Origin of the sequence: Erwinia pyri (assembly GCF_030758455.1) — a bacterium.
GTDB classification, from domain to species: Bacteria; Pseudomonadota; Gammaproteobacteria; order Enterobacterales; family Enterobacteriaceae; genus Erwinia; species Erwinia pyri.
In genome coordinates this window covers 2146411-2162516 of sequence record NZ_CP132353.1, presented here as the reverse complement: position 1 = coordinate 2162516, position 16106 = coordinate 2146411, and the positions used below count along the sequence as shown (strand labels likewise).

17 protein-coding genes are annotated in these 16106 nt (G+C 55.8%); 11 read left to right on the top strand and 6 right to left on the bottom strand.

The window, feature by feature from the left end; translation table 11 throughout:
* Window positions 1-60 precede the first annotated feature (60 nt).
* Window positions 61-1080, bottom strand: a complete 1020-nt coding sequence (locus Q3V30_RS10040) for an NAD(P)-dependent oxidoreductase (protein WP_306212882.1) — start codon at window positions 1078-1080, stop codon at window positions 61-63.
* A gap of 100 nt (window positions 1081-1180) precedes the next feature.
* Here Q3V30_RS10040 and Q3V30_RS10035 point away from each other — a divergent pair, with 100 nt between their 5' ends.
* Entirely contained in the window at window positions 1181-1795 is a 615-nt protein-coding gene (locus tag Q3V30_RS10035) for a TetR/AcrR family transcriptional regulator (protein ID WP_306212880.1), read from the top strand.
* A 40-nt stretch (window positions 1796-1835) separates the two neighbouring features.
* Here the strand turns inward: Q3V30_RS10035 and norR are convergent, their stop codons facing one another.
* Window positions 1836-3356, bottom strand: a complete 1521-nt coding sequence (norR, locus tag Q3V30_RS10030) for a nitric oxide reductase transcriptional regulator NorR (protein WP_306212878.1) — start codon at window positions 3354-3356, stop codon at window positions 1836-1838.
* A gap of 309 nt (window positions 3357-3665) precedes the next feature.
* Here norR and Q3V30_RS10025 point away from each other — a divergent pair, with 309 nt between their 5' ends.
* The 8 genes from Q3V30_RS10025 to Q3V30_RS09990 all read left to right on the top strand — a co-directional run bounded on the left by Q3V30_RS10025 (window position 3666) and on the right by Q3V30_RS09990 (window position 9791).
* On the top strand, window positions 3666-3899 hold the full coding sequence (locus Q3V30_RS10025; RefSeq protein WP_306212876.1) for a DUF2526 family protein: 234 nt from the start codon (window positions 3666-3668) through the stop codon (window positions 3897-3899).
* A 13-nt stretch (window positions 3900-3912) separates the two neighbouring features.
* Window positions 3913-4272 (top strand): TehB family protein, encoded by a 360-nt coding sequence (locus Q3V30_RS10020; RefSeq protein ID WP_306212874.1) that lies wholly within the window; start codon window positions 3913-3915, stop codon window positions 4270-4272.
* A 205-nt stretch (window positions 4273-4477) separates the two neighbouring features.
* Window positions 4478-5947 carry an anaerobic nitric oxide reductase flavorubredoxin gene (norV, locus tag Q3V30_RS10015; protein ID WP_306212872.1) on the top strand — a complete coding sequence of 490 codons (1470 nt, stop codon included), beginning with the start codon at window positions 4478-4480 and terminating at the stop codon, window positions 5945-5947.
* Between the two features lie 3 nt (window positions 5948-5950).
* The gene (gene norW / locus Q3V30_RS10010) at window positions 5951-7102 is read left to right on the top strand and encodes an NADH:flavorubredoxin reductase NorW (protein WP_306212871.1); all 1152 of its coding nucleotides are present in this window, start codon (window positions 5951-5953) and stop codon (window positions 7100-7102) included.
* Window positions 7099-7404, top strand: coding sequence for a hypothetical protein (locus Q3V30_RS10005; protein WP_306212869.1), 306 nt, complete (start codon window positions 7099-7101; stop codon window positions 7402-7404). Before norW ends, Q3V30_RS10005 begins: the two co-directional genes overlap by 4 nt.
* Window positions 7405-7454: 50 nt before the next feature.
* Entirely contained in the window at window positions 7455-8009 is a 555-nt protein-coding gene (locus Q3V30_RS10000; RefSeq protein ID WP_306212867.1) for a GNAT family N-acetyltransferase, read from the top strand.
* Window positions 8010-8025: 16 nt separating this feature from the next.
* Entirely contained in the window at window positions 8026-9069 is a 1044-nt protein-coding gene (gene idnD / locus Q3V30_RS09995; RefSeq protein WP_306212865.1) for an L-idonate 5-dehydrogenase, read from the top strand.
* 50 nt (window positions 9070-9119) lie between these two features.
* Window positions 9120-9791 carry an SDR family oxidoreductase gene (locus Q3V30_RS09990; RefSeq protein ID WP_306212863.1) on the top strand — a complete coding sequence of 224 codons (672 nt, stop codon included), beginning with the start codon at window positions 9120-9122 and terminating at the stop codon, window positions 9789-9791.
* 171 nt (window positions 9792-9962) lie between these two features.
* Here the strand turns inward: Q3V30_RS09990 and Q3V30_RS09985 are convergent, their stop codons facing one another.
* From Q3V30_RS09985 to Q3V30_RS09975, 3 genes are all read right to left on the bottom strand, one after another.
* Window positions 9963-10763, bottom strand: coding sequence for a hydroxypyruvate isomerase family protein (locus tag Q3V30_RS09985; RefSeq protein WP_306212861.1), 801 nt, complete (start codon window positions 10761-10763; stop codon window positions 9963-9965).
* Window positions 10764-10866: 103 nt separating this feature from the next.
* Window positions 10867-12135, bottom strand: a complete 1269-nt coding sequence (gene otnK / locus Q3V30_RS09980) for a 3-oxo-tetronate kinase (RefSeq protein WP_306212859.1) — start codon at window positions 12133-12135, stop codon at window positions 10867-10869.
* A gap of 3 nt (window positions 12136-12138) precedes the next feature.
* Entirely contained in the window at window positions 12139-12807 is a 669-nt protein-coding gene (locus tag Q3V30_RS09975) for an aspartate/glutamate racemase family protein (protein ID WP_306212857.1), read from the bottom strand.
* Window positions 12808-13072: 265 nt separating this feature from the next.
* Between Q3V30_RS09975 and Q3V30_RS09970 the strand changes: the two genes are divergently transcribed.
* Window positions 13073-14311 (top strand): alpha-hydroxy acid oxidase, encoded by a 1239-nt coding sequence (locus tag Q3V30_RS09970; RefSeq protein WP_306212855.1) that lies wholly within the window; start codon window positions 13073-13075, stop codon window positions 14309-14311.
* Window positions 14312-14328: 17 nt separating this feature from the next.
* Window positions 14329-15030, top strand: coding sequence for a molybdate ABC transporter substrate-binding protein (locus Q3V30_RS09965; protein WP_306212853.1), 702 nt, complete (start codon window positions 14329-14331; stop codon window positions 15028-15030).
* On the opposite strand, the gene Q3V30_RS09960 is transcribed toward Q3V30_RS09965, so the two are convergent.
* Complete coding sequence (locus Q3V30_RS09960; RefSeq protein WP_306212851.1) at window positions 15027-16064, bottom strand: LacI family DNA-binding transcriptional regulator; 1038 nt, start codon at window positions 16062-16064, stop codon at window positions 15027-15029. The two genes, Q3V30_RS09965 and Q3V30_RS09960, sit on opposite strands and share 4 nt — an antisense overlap.
* Window positions 16065-16106 lie beyond the last annotated feature (42 nt).

The following is a 16106-nucleotide window of genomic DNA, read 5'->3' as shown; positions in this document are numbered from 1 at the left end:
CTCGTCCGACAGCAAATTGCAGCTGTCGGCGAGCCATGCTTAATGAGCTCTTTCTCTGTTTTAACCGGATGTCGGGTTGGCCGGGAGGGCAAGCAACTGACCTCCCTCCTGCGCCAGACGCGCCAGGTAATGCGATGCATCCACTATCTGGTAGGGAAAATAGAGGCCAGCCTTGACCGGCGGCTTTCCATCCAGGCCAACCAGTCGTTCCAGCAGCAAGGCTATTCCCATTCCTGTCAGCGGTGCCGCGCCGCCCGGATGCACTACGGCATGGCGGGTGCAAAGCGTCTCTCCCTCAGCCCCCAGACCAGAAATATTAATGAGGATTTCGGTCGAGAACGCTCCGCCTTTGCGTCGGCTCGAACTGATGCCCATCCCCAGGTCAAACCTGACGCTTTGCGCGCCCGTTGCTGAAGCCAGTCCGACCACGTCAATCGATGAGAAGCCCGTGGCATCAATCTGGGTTCCGTCAACTGCTGAGAACACTGCCTTTGTCTCACTGCCTTCACGCCACAGGTAGACGCCATCCCGGCGCGTGAGTGCCGCAGGAAGCAGGTGGTTAAGATGTTCGAAATCAGCCGCGACCGCCGGACCGCCAACATCTTCTTCATCAACCAGCGCACCAATACGGATTTCATGAACCTGACTGAATTGCTTAGTCAGATGGAGCGCAGGAACAGTGGTGGCCCCCACCAGCCACTCATATCCCAGCACCACCGCGGCTGCACCCGGAGCGTTCATAAAGCTTGCGATTTCCGGCGCGATCTCGAATACGCCCGATGAGATGCTCAGATGCGGCACGCCTCGCGATTGCGCGAAGCGGAGAGCAGCAAGCGAGTGATCCTTGTAGAGCACCACGACAGCACTGATTTTCCGCTGACCGAGACCCAGATCGGCCGAGGCCGCGTCGATCTCCACCCCCTCTACTCCGCTAAATTCTGCCGCTGCGTTCTGCGCCCTGGTCAGGTCACGACCGCCTATAAGCAGGGGAAGGTCAGGATAAGTTGCCTGTATTGCCCGAACGGTCTGGTGCCCAATAGCGCCGGACCCGCCCAGGATCAGTATGGGATCAAATGACATAGGTATGTTTCCTTATGTACGTGGTAAGCTACCATTAGTAGGAAAGGTAGCACGCATTATGTCACTAAGCTACTTTTAGTAGGTTTTACTGAGAGAGATGATGAAAAAGAGCAATACTCCGACGCCCGCCTCCCCCTCGCGCAGGTTAGCGAAGGCAGAGCGGCGCAAGCAGCTTCTCGATAACGCCCTTCTCATCGTGCGCGAGGAGAACGCGGATCGACTTACTCTGGGGCACCTTGCCGTGCGTGCAGGCGTCTCCAAACCTGTGGTTTACGATCATTTCGCCACCCGCTCCGCATTGCTGATCGAGCTGTACAGGTGGATAGATATGGAGCGGGTCAGAACGTTTGCTGAGGCGATGACCACCACCCCCAGAAGTGCGCAGGAAACCGCCCAGGTGCTGGCCAGCGCCTACATCAACTGTGCAGCAGACAAAACAGATGAGTTTCACTCAGTAGGGGCCGCGCTGGCGGGGAGTGAAGAGAAGTCAGCGGTTTTTCAGGAGCTTCTGGATAACTGCGTGGCGATGTTCGTATCAGTGCTGACGCCACATGTAAACATGCCGCCCCGCTCGCTGCAGCAATGTTGCATTGGCCTGGTGGGCGCAGGCGAAGCGCTTTCCGCTGCGATCGCCCGTGGACAACTTGATCAGGATGAAGCCGTGACCTCCTTCACCTCGCTGATCACGGGAGCGATGGCGATAAGCAAAAGCTGAGAAGTGGCAACAGAAAACCCCGGCAGGTAATTTTTCTGTTTTACTTCAGGCCAAGTTTTACTGCCAACCTGTGAAGATTGCCAGGATCAACTCCCAACGTCCGCGCCGTTCTGACCCAGACCCGCCCGCTGCTTTCATACGCTTGTTTTATATAATCGTACTGAAACTGGCGGGTCGCATCATGCAAACTCATCGCCGGCGTTATCTTCTGGGAAGTGGTCTGCGCTGGATAAAGGGGTTTACCGCCCTCTGAATTGAAATGGTGTGGAAGCAGAATGATTTCCCCGCTGTGCGACTCTGCCTGGGCGATGATTACCGCGCGATAGAGAGTATGTTCCAGCTCGCGAATATTGCCCGGCCACTCTGCCGCTTCAAGCATAGCGCTGAAGGCCGGGCTGAGCGCGACGCTGGTAAGGCCAAATTTTATCCGACACTTTTCACTGAAGTAGCCAGCCAGTAACACAATATCGTCACGACGCTCGTTAAGCGACGGGACAAACAGGGGGAAAACGCTCAGACGGTGATAGAGATCGGCCCTGAATTTACCCTCCGTAACTGCCGTGCGCATATTCAGGTTAGTGGCCGCAATAATCCGCACATCGACAGTAAGCGGCTTATCTTCGCCGACCCGTTGTAAATCGCCATACTGCAGCACGCGTAAAAGTTTAGCCTGTAGCGCAAGCGGCAACTCGCCAATTTCATCCAGAAACAGCGTCCCTTTATCCGCCAGCTCAAACTTTCCTGGCCGGTCGTGTATAGCGCCGGTAAAGGCCCCTTTAACGTGACCAAACAGCTCGCTTTCCGCCACGCTTTCCGGTAACGCGGCGCAGTTGAGATAGATCAGCGGTTGCGCAGCGCGATGGGATTGTTGATGAACAGCCCGGGCGACCAGCTCTTTGCCGGTCCCCGTTTCGCCCATTATCAGCACGCTCAGGTCAGAGGGGGCAACGACGCTTATCTCTTTTTTAAGATGCGTCAATGCCGCTGACTTGCCGATAATTTCAACTTCCTCATTTTCCTCCGGCCGGTGCGGCTGTGGCGTAAATGACGATGCAGGTTTTTCCAGCTCTTCAACCAGTAATGCGTTGTTCAGCGCCCCCGCAGTCAGGCTGGCCAGAACCCGCAACTCTTCATCGCTGTAATCATCAAACTGGGTGGCGTTCATACCGTCCAGGGTCAGCGCGCCGATCAGCGTCTGCCCCGCAAAAAGAGGCATGCCGACGCAGGCGTGGACATGCAGATCGCCCTGTTCCGGGATAAGCCCGTCATAGGGATCGGGTAAATCGCTCTCGGCGGGAAAGCGCACCACATCCCCGGCGCGGGCGATCGCTTCAAGCCGCGGATGGGCTTCAAGGTTAAACCGGCGGCCCATCACATCCGGCGCCAGACCGGCCGTGGCCAGCGGGCGGAACTGCTGATTTTCATAACGTAGCAGCGCAGTAGCATCACAGCCTAAGGCGCTGTGGATACTGTTAATCATCCGCATAAAACGATCGCGGCCGCGCACACCATTCTGAATATCGACAGCCAGCGAAGCCAGCGTCCCGACAGATAAAGTCATATTGTCACCTTTACAAACCTTGTCTTTATAACAAGAGAATCTTTGTAATTATAACAATCATCCCTTTGTCCGTTTGTTTTAAATCAACCTCTTATCAATTGGCACGGAATATGCGTAATAAGGTCAGGTCATTTATTTGAGGAGTAGAACCATGTTAAATCGCGAACCCGCCAGAGCGCTCAGCGCTGAAGAGATGAAATGTGCCGCCAGCGCCCTGAGATGGGCAGCTTTCGGCAGCACGCATCGCGGACCTGCCCTAAAATATAAACAAAGCTCCTTTTGCAACAGCTCCATACGCTGGGTTAAACCATGAACCATACAGATGAAGTCATTAAAGCGGTCGATGCCGCCATCCTGAAGAATGTGATCCACGATATGAACGTGCTTTTGTGTCAACTCAGCGACGACCACGCGCTCACCCGTGAGGAACGTTTTGAGCAGCAACAGCGCCTGCGCCTGGCCGTTTTCAAACACGCTACCGAGAAAGAAGAGCTGGCCGAACAGCGCCGTAACTGGCTTACCCACGGCGGCCTCATTAGTTAACAGGAGATCTCTGATGTCCCATACCATCCCTAAAAATTTTACTCATACCCGCTCTACTCCTTTCTGGGATCAAGAGAGCGTGCCAAAGGCCCTGTTGACACACCACAACACCAAAAAAGGCGTGTACGGCAGGCTGTCAGTAATGCGTGGCGCCGTAAAATATTATGGCTACGCCAGTGAAACAGCGCGTGAGCATGAAATGGAGGTCACCATCACGGCAGGAGAATTTGGCATCAGCCCGCCGCAATACTGGCATTGCATTGAGCTTTTAAGTGACGATACTTATTTTAATATTGATTTTTTTGCCGATCCGAATGTGATATTGGAGGGGCAAGGATTTTCACGTGAAGTTCATATCCCTAAATCGTCATGACTACTGCTTGCCCTTTACCCGCTCCGGCGGGTTTTTTTATGCCTGACGCTTTGTCATTAAAACAACTCATTGTTTAAAACACAAAAATAGTTATAGTCATAAAAACAAGGTAATTGAAAAATAGATCATCAGATCAATAGCTTAAAAATTGGCATACTTAATGCAATTGTCTCCGTGAAATCAATTTACGCTAACGGGGCATTAAATGAATATTCACGTAAAAAACAACATATTCTGGGTAGGTAAAAGAGACTGGGAAGTTGAGCATTTTCACGGCAAAGAATACAAAATGCAGCGTGGCACCAGTTACAACAGCTACCTGATCCGCGAAGGGAAAAACATCCTTATCGATACCGTTGATCTGAAATTCCGCAGCGATTTCGTCAACAATCTGGCGGAAGAGATCGATCTGAAAACCATCGATGCCATCGTGATTAACCATGCGGAAGAAGATCATGCCGGCGCACTCGCTGAACTGCTGGCACTGATCCCGGGAACCCCGATTTACTGCACGGCCAACGGCGTCGATTCCATCAACGGGCATCATCATCACCCTGAATGGAATTTCAACATTGTTAAAACCGGCGATTCGCTCGATATCGGCAACGGTAAAAAACTTATCTTTGTGGAAACGCCGATGCTGCACTGGCCTGACAGCATGATGACCTATATCACCGAAGATGCGGTACTGTTCAGCAATGACGCCTTCGGCCAGCACTATTGCGATGAGCATCTGTTCAACGACGAAGTGGACCAGAACGAATTGTTTGACCAGTGCCAGCGCTACTTTTCCAATATTCTTACCCCTTTTGCGCGCCTGGTTGCGCCAAAAATTAACGAAATCCTGGGATTCAACCTGCCGGTGAGCATGATTGCTACCTCGCACGGCGTGGTGTGGCGCGATAATCCTGCCCAGATTATTGAGCTCTACCTGAAATGGGCTGCCGATTATCAGGAAGACCGGATCACCCTTTTCTATGACGCCATGTCTGACAATACGCGCAGGATGGCAGAAGCGATCGCTCAGGGCATCCGGGAAACCGATCCGCGCGTCGCCGTGAAGGTTTACAACGTCTCCACCCATGACAAGAATGAAATTATCACCTCCTGCTTCCGCTCTAAGGGCATTCTGGTGGGATCGTCCACCATGAACAACGTGATGATGCCCAAAGTCGCGGGGATGCTGGAAGAGATCACCGGCCTGAAGTTCCGCAATAAACGCGCCTCTGCCTTCGGCTCTTATGGCTGGACGGGCGGCGCGGTTGATCGTGTGGCGACCCGTCTGCAGGATGCCGGTTTTGATATGACCATCGCCCTCAAAACCAAGTGGCGCCCCGATCTTTCCGCTCTGGAAACGTGCCGGGAGCATGGCCGGAAAATTGCCCGTGAGTGGGCGCTGTCGCCGCTGCCTGTGCCAGCCCCAGTGGCTGATACCAACTCTGTCGCTATTGCAGCCGCCGCGCCCGTTAACGGCAACGGAGTTGGCGTGGTTGAAGCGGGTGAAGATCTCGGGCAGAAAATGATCTGTACGGTCTGCCAGTGGGTTTACGATCCGGCAGAGGGTGAGCCTGATCAGGACGTAGCGCCAGGAACCCCGTGGGAAGCGGTCCCGGATGATTTCTTATGTCCCGGATGCGCGCTGGGTAAATCCGTGTTCGATCCCTGGGAGGGCTAAACTGTGTCAGCAGAAATTGTTGTTATTGGCTCCGGCTTCGCTGCCCGGCAGCTGATCAAAAACCTGCGCTATCAGGATAAAAATGTGCCGGTTCGTCTTATCGCTGCCGACAGTTGTGATGAGTACAACAAGCCTGAACTGAGTCATGTTTTCAGTATGGGGTGTCATGCTGATTCACTGACGCGGCAGACGGCGGCAGAGTGGGCCGAAAGTCAGGGCATCATGCTGCACCCTTTTACCCGCGTCACAGCAATTGATACCGCAGCACACGTCGTCACAACCTCCGCTGGCGACTTCTCCTATGGCAAGCTTGTGCTTGCCACCGGTGCTCAGGCTCTCGTCCCGGCTGTTAAGGGCAGTGATTTCATCTGCACGCTGAACAGTCAGCAGGAATACCGCAGTTACCAGGCAAAGCTCGCTGAGGCTGAACGGGTACTGATGATCGGTGGTGGACTTATCGGAACAGAACTTGCGATGGACTTCAGCCGCGCCGGTAAATCTGTGACGGTGGTGGATCGCAGCAGCAGCCTGCTCTCGGCGCTGCTGCCGCCGGAGATCGCTGCCCGCCTGCAGAATCGGTTAATGCACAGCGGGGTTGAGTTCATCTTCAGGAGTGAACTCACTGAGCTTTCGCGATATCAGGACGCCCTGCAGGCTTCATTCAGCAATGGGCTGAAGAGAACCTTTGATGCCGTTGTGTGTGCCATCGGCTTACGCCCGGATCTTACGCTGGCGCGCGGTGCGGGCATTGAGGTGCGCCATGGGGTTGTCGTCGATGAAACCCTCGCCACATCCGCTCCCGATGTGTATGCGCTGGGCGACTGTGCCGAAATAGCGGGAAAACTGCTGCCCTACCTGCAACCCGCAACGCTCGCAGCGATGACTCTTGCCAGGAACCTGACCGGTAACCCTGCAAAACTCACCCTGCCTGCGATGCTTATCAAGGTAAAAACGCCTGATATGCCCCTTCATCTTGCAGGCGATCCGGCTAACGCCTCTTACCGATGGGAGATGGCGTTATCTCCGGCAGGCATTATCGCCAGAGGCTTTGATGAGAACGACCTGTTAAGAGCATTTGTCGTCAGTGAAGATCATATGAAGCTGGCGTTCAGCATGCTTAAAGAAATTAAGCTCACCGGGACAAACCTGCTATGAACACTATTAAAACAGATCTCACTCTTCATAACCCCTCCTCCTGCACCTGCGGCAGGATCATCTGGTTAACGATGAACTGTGACTTTTTTGTGATGAATCTCGGCACCCATGACCGCGACGCGCGTATTGATGCAAAAATGGGTTCGGCATATAAAGGTGTAACGTTCCGTCCTGAAGCTCTTAAAGAGGTGGTGGCAGAGGTGTTCTGGGAAATGTGGCACCAGTGGGTGCCTGCAGAGGGTTTAAAAGTCACACCGGACGTAATCTCTCAACCAGAAGGCCAACAGCCACTCCTGCTCTGAAAGATTTAGCGGCATCGCAGGCAACAGCTTAACCTGGCAGCGAGAAAATAATGGAAATAACGCAGGCGCATTCGGCTCATATCACAGGAATAGCAGAGATTTATGCCTGGCACGTTCTGCACGGCCTGGCCACGTTTGAAACAGAACCTCCGACAGCACAGGAGATGCACTCCAGGCTGACCAAAGTCATTGAGAGCGGCGGCTACTGGCTGGTGGCGCTGGAAGCGGGCCAGGTGCTGGGATACTGCTACCTGGCGCCCTACCGGCCCCGCTACGCTTACCGGTTTACCCTGGAAGACTCCATCTATATGCATCCCGAGGCAGCCGGTCGCGGTATCGGTCGTGCACTGCTGGGTGAGGCGTTACGCCTTGCGGAAGCCGACGGCTTTCGTCAGGTCGTTTCCGTTATTGGCAACAGCGAAAATGCAGCATCCCTGGCGCTGCACCGCTCGCTCGGCTTTCAGCTTACCGGCGTGCTGAAGTCAGTGGGCTTTAAGCATGGCCGCTGGGTAGATACCGTGATGATGCAGTGCACGCTAGGTGCAGGTGACACCACGCTTCCGGTTACCTCGACTACGCTTTCAGGTAGAGCAGGAACCGTTTAAGCCCTGAGGAGGAGTCATGAAGCAGAAAGAGGTCACTGCCATCGTGGTCAGCGCAGCGCTGGAAGTCAGCAATCAGCCACGGACGCTGGAATACTCTGAGGATCGGGTGCTGGTAGAAGTGGAGCGCGGCGGGATCTGTGGGTCGGACATCCACTATTACCAGCACGGCCGCGCAGGCATGTCCGTTCTGAAAGAGCCGATGATCCTCGGCCACGAGTTCGTCGGCAAGATCGCGGAAGCGCCAGCGGACAGCACGCTGAAAGTTGGCCAGCGTGTCGCCATTAACCCCTCCAGCCCCTGTAATCACTGTGAATTTTGTCTGGCCGGTAAACAGAATCACTGCCGCGCTATGAAGTTCATGGGGAGCGCGCAGTTCTTCCCGCATGTTCAGGGCGGCTTTGCCAGCTTTGTCGCTGTCAGCCCTGAGCAGTGTGTGCCCTATGCTGAAGAAGCCGATGCCAGAGTCATCGCCTTTGCCGAACCTTTGGCCGTGGCTATTCATGCGGTGCATCAGGCGGGGGATCTGGTCGGCAAGAAAGTGCTGGTTACCGGTTCCGGCCCTATCGGGTGCCTGGTGATCGCTTCCGCCTTTGCCGCTGGCGCCTCGGAGATAGTCGCCACCGACATGAGCGAACGCTGCCGCGCGCTGGCGCTTGAGATGGGCGCCTCAAAAGCTGTGGACCCTGCAGACCAGGAGACCACCGGCAAATGGCAGGAAAACGGCGGCTATTTTGATCTCTGTTTTGAAGCCTCTGGCGCGCCTGCTGCCATCGCCTCCACCGTGGGATTCACCCGTCCGAAAGGCCGGATTGTGCAGCTCGGGATGGGTGCGGCCTCCCTCGATTTTCCGCTCGGTCTGCTGCTGGTTAAGGAGATTGAGCTGGCGGGATCCTTCCGTTTTATCAACGAGTTCGCCATTGCGGTACGCTGGCTGGAAAGCGGGCGCATCAATCCGCTGCCCCTGCTCTCTGCCGTTTTCCCGCAGCAGGAGATAGTCAGCGCACTGCAAATGGCCTGTGACAAAAATCAGGCGGCCAAAGTCCAGTTAACTTTTAACTGATCGGTTACAGTGTTAACGACTCTTTTGATTCTTTCACCAAAGGAAAGCTTATGGAAACCCAAAAACAAGCGCTGATTATTGGTGCCTCTCGCGGGCTGGGTCTGGGCCTGGCAAACACCCTGGCGCACCGTGGCTGGAAAGTCTTCGCTACCAGCCGTCACGCCTCGCCCGTTTCTGATTCTGCTATCCACTGGCTGACGGTTGATATCAACGAGCCGACACAACGGCAAACCCTGAAAAATGAGATTGAAGAGACGCTTTTCGATCTGATCTTCATTAACGCCGGCATTTTTGGGCCTGACCATCAGGACATTGAACAGGCAAAGGATGAAGAGTTAAGCGAACTGTTTCTCACCAATGCCATCTCGCCGGTTCGCTGCGCAACAGAGCTGTTGCCTCTGCTTTCCCCTGCCGATAGCGTACTCGCTTTAATGAGTTCACAACTGGCAAGCGTCACGGAAAATCCTTCCGCTACCCACCCGCTCTATTCCGCCAGCAAAAGCGCGCTGAATATGCTGTCGCGCGGGCTGAGCGGGCGTTTAGCGCCAAACCAGACGCTGCTGAATGTTCACCCGGGTTGGGTGCAAACCGATATGGGAGGGGAAAACGCCACGCTGACCATTGAGCAGAGTACCAAAGGCATTGCCGATCAGCTGGAGCTTTGGTCCGGCAAAGGCGGCCACCATTATCTGGACTACGCTGGCAAACAGCTTAGCTGGTAATAAAACGTGCAGCCGCAGCCTGAACAGGCGGCGGCTGTAAGGTTCTGGCAAGATTTCCCGCAGTATCCCCTGTCCAAAATGCACTTCTGCTATTTGCCGATATCACCCGTAACCGGAGTGGACGGGCTGGTTTGAATGGCCATCCGCCCTGTATTTCAGCTGCGGTATGTGTTAGCGGCCCTGTTGATCTTGGTATTGCCTGAGCCAATTAAAACTCTCACTGCTGTGGTGTAAAGGGCGATATTCGCAGCCAATCCATCCCCTGTAGCCCTGCTGCTCCAGTTGCCGGAAGATAAACGGCCAGTGCAGCTCTCCGCTGCCTGGCTCGCTGCGCGTGGGGGCGTCGGCAATCTGAATATGGTCAGCAAGCGGTAATAGTCGGCTGATGTTATGGCTGATATCGCCATGCAAAACCTGACAATGGTAGAGATCCAGCATCAGGCGCAGTGAGGGATGGTTGATTCGACGCACAATCTCTGCGGCCAGATGATAATCGTGCAGAAAGAAGCCGGGGATATCCCGTAAATTAATCGCTTCCAGCAGCAGGATAACGCCCTGTTTCTCCGCCTTTTCAACCGACCAGTGGATATTCTCTTCAAACTGACGCAGCGCACGCTGGTGCGAAACGCCCGCAGGCGCTATCCCTGCCTGCAAATGGATGAACGGACAGCTTAATGCGGCGGCATACTCCAGCGCCTGTAACAGAGCGGCCTGAAAAGCGGGCCGGAAGTCAGGATGGCAAGCGGCACCGGCTCTTAAGGCCGAGTCCGGTGCGCCGGTTGGCGTATTGATCAGGATCTGCTTCAGGCCGTTGGCCTGCAGCTGCTGCTGCAGAATGGCGGGTGAAAACGCATAGGGAGAAGCATACTCCACCGCCGTGAAGCCCGCCTCAGCCGCTGCTGCAAAGCGTTCAACAAAGGGCAGCTCGGTAAACAGCCACTTCAGATTGGCGCAAAAGCGTAACCCGCTCATCTTTACCTCATAAGCTGTTTTATATTGCTGAAGTTCGCGTTTGCCGCATCAGCCATTTCGGCTTGTTGAAGCAGCCCCGCTTGCCCCTGTTCGTCGTGCTCCGTCAGCCGCTAAGGGTATTGACGGCGCGGGCGAAGAAGTCTTTGCCGCCGAAGTTGCCAGATTTCAGCGCCAGCGCGATGGGGCTTTCCCCCTGCGAAACCAGGGCAGGTACGCCCACATCAATCTCTTCACCAATAATTAAAGCCCCCAGATTCAGGGCGCTGACTACCGCGCCGGAGGTTTCTCCGCCGCCCACTACCAGCCGCCGTACCCCTGCCGCCACCAGTTTTTGTGCCGTACTGCCAAACAGCGTATCCAGCGCTTCGGCGACTTTCTCACGCCCATATTGCTGCTGAGTCTGTTTTACCGATTCCGGATCGCCCGAGGAGTAGACCAGCGGCAATCTGCCCTCGTTAGCCTGGATAAAGGCCACCAGTTCGTCAGCGCCGGTTTTGCCGCTGAGCACATCTTTCACCTCGACCATCATCACCGGATAATGCTTCTGGTGCTCTGCTATTTGCTGGCGAGTAGCGCCTGAACAGCTTCCTACCAGAATCGCCTCGGGACCGGTGATCTCCGGGACGCTGGCGGCCTGGCCTTTCGCCCGTCCGGTGGCGATAAAGTTGTGCGGCAAGGCTAACGCAATGCCCGACCCGCCGGTAACCAGTGCAGCGCCCTGGCAGGCACGACCAATCGCCGTGAGATCGTGCTCGCTGACCGCATCAACAATGAGCAGCGTGCGTGCTTCTTCACCCTGCTGCTGAAAAGCTTCCCGCAGCGTCTGGCTGCCCTGTACCACGGTGTTCCAGCCGATATGCGCCACGCGGTTTTTGCTCTGGCGGGCTAAAACCCGACGCAAATCGGCATCTTTCATCGGCGTCAGCGGATGATGCTCCATGCCCGATTCATTCAGTAACCGGTCATGAACAAACAGATGCCCCTGATAAACCGTCCGCCCCATCGCCGGGAAAGCCGGGCAGACCACCACGCTGTTGGCTTCCAGCATTTCAGCCAGCGCATCAGCGACCGGGCCGATGTTGCCTTCATCCGTTGAATCAAAGGTTGAACAGTACTTAAAGATAATCTGCTCGCAGCCCTGCTCCAGTAACCAGCGGCAGGCGGCAAGCGACTGAGCCACCGCTTCTTCTGCCGGAATGGAGCGGCTTTTAAGGGCGATCACGCCCGCTTCAACCTCAGGCGTGGCGGGCCGGGAAGGAATGCCGAGGTATTGCGTAGTGCGCAGGCCACCTTCTCCCTGCAGTCCTTTCGAGAGCGTTACAGCGATATCGCTGGCCCCGGTAAAATCGTCCGCTATCACTCCAATTAACATGGCTTACTCCTGATTTCCGGCCAGCACGCTGGCTTTGATGCGCTTTACCGCCGCATGAGGCGCGGTCAGCACCGGGATGGAGACCTGTTCACGTACGGCATCCAGGGCGCGTGAGGTTGAGAAATGCGCCAGCATAATGACGTCGCAATGGGCAAGCTCTCTGGCCCTTGCGGCAACCAGCCGGTTATGGCTTTCCGCATCGCCTTTTTTCAGCAGATCGATCGCGTCCGCCACCAGGATGGTGGTCAGCGTAGCCGGAGAGTTATGCTGAGCAATGTATTCGTTGAACTCTTCGGTCATGGTTTCTACTGCCGGACCAAAGGTAGCAAGCATGCCGATATTCTTGCCCTGCGCTACCGCCTCATGAAACATCGCTTCATTTGGCTTCAGCACCGGCACCGGCAGCTTTTCGGCCAACTCGTCAATAGCGGGACCAAAAGCGGAGCATGTCACCAGGATGCCGTCCGCCTGCATGTCATAAGCGTACTGGCCGAAGCGGACAAACCGTCCAATCATTGCCGGGCTGAGATCCGGCTCCCTTGAGCGATCGAGGGAGAGTCCGTCATCAAGCAGATTAATCAGTTCAGCCTCGGGCCAGACTTCATTAAAAGCAGCATGGATGGGCGCCATCGCCACCGGTGTGGCATGCAGTAGGACGATTCGTGCAGTCATTATTAACTCCTGGCAATGGGTGTCGGGTCGCGCCCGCTCAGCGGATAAAAACGGCAGACGGAAGGCGCCCCTTAAATGTAAGGGCTTACAATTGTTTCTGTAAAGTGAACCAGATCACATAAAATCGTATTGGTAATGTTAGGGTGTTATTGAAATGTTAGCGATGATTGACCAGAATTGAAAGCGCTTACAAAATTAAACTGGTCACGACGTGCCCTTCCGGCACGCTCTGGCGCTAACGACTTATGGAGTGTGAGAACGCCTTATGACATCCCCTGCCAACTCTTCTTTATCTCAGGCCGTGGCTTCCAGCCCGGGACAGACCGTGACCAGCCCGGCGGTTAAAACATTACCGAGGCAGTTCCGTGACCTGCTGGCGCTGGACGATTTTGAACGTCACGCGCGCCGCAGACTACCCAACATGATCTATCAGTACGTAGCCGGAGGGGTGGAAACCGGCCGCGGCATCGCCGGTAATTTCGAGGCCTACCGGCGATATACCTTTATCCCGCGTATGTTCCGCGATGTCTCGGGACGCGACCAGCGCACCACCCTGTTTGGCCATACCTGGCAGCACCCTTTTGGCGTGGCTCCCCTCGGCGGCGCTTCGTTTGTGGCTTATCAGGCGGATGTGGCAATGGCGCGGGCCGCGCGGGAAATGAATGTCCCGATGATCCTCAGCGCCTCGTCGCTGGTGAAGCTGGAGGATGTGCATGCGGCGAACCCGGATGCCTGGTTCCAGGCTTATCTGGCTGGCGATCAGCCGCGTATTGACCGTCTGGTCGACCGTGTAGCCGCGGCGGGTTATCAGACGCTGGTAGTGACGGGCGATACGCCAATGCTGGGTAACCGCGAACACAACACGCGTAGCGGCTTCAGCATGCCGATCAAAATCACGCCAAAGGTCGCTTTTGAGAGCGCCATGAGTCCCCGCTGGCTGCTGGGCACCGTGGCGCAAACTTTCCTGCGGCATGGGGCGCCCCATTTTGAAAATACTGATGCGGAGCGCGGCCCGCCAATGATGTCCAGCAAAGTCCGTAACACCCAGGCGCGTGACAAGCTGAACTGGAAACATGTGGAGGCGATCCGTAAAAAGTGGAAAGGTAATCTGGTCATCAAAGGTCTGATGTCCCCGCAGGATGCCTTTATCGCCCGCGATTTGGGCGCAGATGCAGTGATCCTTTCCAACCACGGCGGCCGTCAGCTGGATCACACTATTCCACCGCTTTACTCCCTGCCGGAAATTGCGGAGAAAAAAGGGTCAATGAAAGTGATCATCGACAGCGGCATCCGTCGCGGTACGGATGTGATGAAAGCGATGGCGCTGGGCGCAGATTTTGTCTTCCTCGGCCGCCCTTTCCTTTACGGTGCGGTGATTGGCGGACAGGCAGGCGTTGAGCATGCCATGCATATTTTGCGCGATGAGATAGATCGCGATCTGGCGCTGATTGGCGTAAGAACCCCCTCTGAGCTGGACAGCTCTTATCTTAAGCCCATGTTCTGACCCACAGGAGAGTCATAATGAGTCAACAACACCCGATTCGCGTGTTCAGCGCTTTAGCCATTCGCGCCCCGTTCATTGAGCTGGAGGCGGAATGGAGCCGCCAGCACCCGGAGAAAACGCTGGCGATAGAGTGGAATCCCACCACGGTGATTGAAAAGAAAATCGCCAGCGGCGAACAGGCCGACGCCGTGATCCTTACCGTGCCGGTTATGGACAGGCTGATTGCCGAAGGGCTGATCGATCCCGCCAGCCGCGTTGAGCTGGTGGATTCTCAGGTGGGGCTGGCGATGCTGCCCGACGCTGAAGCGCCGGATATCAGCAGCGTGGAAGCCTTAACCTCGGCACTGCTGAATGCCCGCTCGGTAGCGATTACCCTGGGCGGGGCCAGCGGTATCTACTTCCTGACGCTGCTGGAAAAACTGGGCATCAAAGAGCAGATTATGGCGCGTGCCACCACTATCCCGGAAGGCTTTACGGCCAGCCAGTTGACTGCAGGAGAGGCGGATATTGCCGTGCAGCAAATCAGCGAACTGCTGATGGTGGAAGGGATAAAAGTGATCGGCCCGCTGCCGGAAGCGGTGCAAAAAGTGACCTCGTTTTCCGGCGGGATTTTCAGGCAGGCAGAAAACCCTGAAGGTGCGGCGTTATTGCTGCAGTCACTGCGATCGGAGAAAGCCCGCGCCGCCTTTAAAGCGTTCGGGCTGCAGTGGCGCGTTTAACCACGCGACGTACGGGGAGCCGATCCCGAGCTGCCCCGCACAATTAATTCCGGTTTTAATACCGTCTGGCGGGCAGTCTCTTCACCATTCAGTTCTGCAAGCAGGAATTCTGCGGCGCAGAGGCCAATTGCATCCAGTTCAACCCGCATGGTGGTCAGCGGATGCTCAAGGTGCTCCGAATACTCGTAATCGTTAAAGCCGGTAATGGAGATATCGTTGGGTATGCGCAGATAGCGTTCACTCGCCCCCCGCATCGCGCCAAACGCCAGTAAATCATTACCGCAAATCACCGCAGTCGGCGGGTTCGGCCTGTCCAGCAGTTTGAACATCGCCTGCCGCGCATCGTTCATGGTAAAGGCGCTGTTAATCAGCTGGCTCTCATCCAGAGTCAGGCCGGCGGCGGCCAGCGCCTGCTTTGTCCCGGTAATGCGGTCTGACACGCGGTCGTTTGATGGCGGCGTGCCCACGATGACGCCAAAATTCGTGTGGCCCAGCGCCAGCAGATGCGCCGTCATTTCTGCGGCAGCCTGTTCATTATCGTACCCCACGCTGGGATAGCGCCGATCCACGGAAAAGGTCTGGATACAGGGGATCCCCTGCTGGGTGATCCGCTCCCATAGTTTGGGATGGTGTGAATTCCCCACCAGCATCAGGGCATCAATGCCGTACTCCACCAGTTTGTTCACCTCTTTCAGCTCGGTATCAGGGTCGAAATCTGAATTTGCCAGCAGCAGCGTATAGCCGGAGTGGTGGATCTTCTGCTGAAAGGTAGCCAGCGGGCGGGAAAAGGTCTCGGTGGCAAGCGTGGGCACCACGGCGCCAATGGTCATGCTGCGTCGCGATGCCAGGGTGCGGGCTGCTCGGTTAATCACATAGCCCAGCTCCTCGCAGGCTCGTTCAACGGCCTCACGCCTCGACTGCCGCACCGTAGTGCTGCCATTCAGTACTCTGGAAACCGTTGCTGTCGATACGCCCGATCGCAGGGCAACATCTTCCAGAGAAACTCGTGAAGAGGGAGAGGGCTTATCGGACATGATCGGACTCCAGACTCAAATTAGTGACATCGCCCACAAAAT

Excerpts from the sequence above, each read along its gene's own strand:
- Q3V30_RS10040 (WP_306212882.1), bottom strand. The coding sequence starts at position 1,080 with ATGTCATTTGATCCCATACTGATCCTGGGCGGGTCCGGCGCTATTGGG.
- Q3V30_RS10035 (WP_306212880.1), top strand. The coding sequence starts at position 1,181 with ATGAAAAAGAGCAATACTCCGACGCCCGCCTCCCCCTCGCGCAGGTTA.
- norR (WP_306212878.1), bottom strand. The coding sequence starts at position 3,356 with ATGACTTTATCTGTCGGGACGCTGGCTTCGCTGGCTGTCGATATTCAG.
- Q3V30_RS10025 (WP_306212876.1), top strand. The coding sequence starts at position 3,666 with ATGAACCATACAGATGAAGTCATTAAAGCGGTCGATGCCGCCATCCTG.
- Q3V30_RS10020 (WP_306212874.1), top strand. The coding sequence starts at position 3,913 with ATGTCCCATACCATCCCTAAAAATTTTACTCATACCCGCTCTACTCCT.
- norV (WP_306212872.1), top strand. The coding sequence starts at position 4,478 with ATGAATATTCACGTAAAAAACAACATATTCTGGGTAGGTAAAAGAGAC.
- Q3V30_RS10005 (WP_306212869.1), top strand. The coding sequence starts at position 7,099 with ATGAACACTATTAAAACAGATCTCACTCTTCATAACCCCTCCTCCTGC.
- Q3V30_RS10000 (WP_306212867.1), top strand. The coding sequence starts at position 7,455 with ATGGAAATAACGCAGGCGCATTCGGCTCATATCACAGGAATAGCAGAG.
- idnD (WP_306212865.1), top strand. The coding sequence starts at position 8,026 with ATGAAGCAGAAAGAGGTCACTGCCATCGTGGTCAGCGCAGCGCTGGAA.
- Q3V30_RS09990 (WP_306212863.1), top strand. The coding sequence starts at position 9,120 with ATGGAAACCCAAAAACAAGCGCTGATTATTGGTGCCTCTCGCGGGCTG.
- Q3V30_RS09985 (WP_306212861.1), bottom strand. The coding sequence starts at position 10,763 with ATGAGCGGGTTACGCTTTTGCGCCAATCTGAAGTGGCTGTTTACCGAG.
- otnK (WP_306212859.1), bottom strand. The coding sequence starts at position 12,135 with ATGTTAATTGGAGTGATAGCGGACGATTTTACCGGGGCCAGCGATATC.
- Q3V30_RS09975 (WP_306212857.1), bottom strand. The coding sequence starts at position 12,807 with ATGACTGCACGAATCGTCCTACTGCATGCCACACCGGTGGCGATGGCG.
- Q3V30_RS09970 (WP_306212855.1), top strand. The coding sequence starts at position 13,073 with ATGACATCCCCTGCCAACTCTTCTTTATCTCAGGCCGTGGCTTCCAGC.
- Q3V30_RS09965 (WP_306212853.1), top strand. The coding sequence starts at position 14,329 with ATGAGTCAACAACACCCGATTCGCGTGTTCAGCGCTTTAGCCATTCGC.
- Q3V30_RS09960 (WP_306212851.1), bottom strand. The coding sequence starts at position 16,064 with ATGTCCGATAAGCCCTCTCCCTCTTCACGAGTTTCTCTGGAAGATGTT.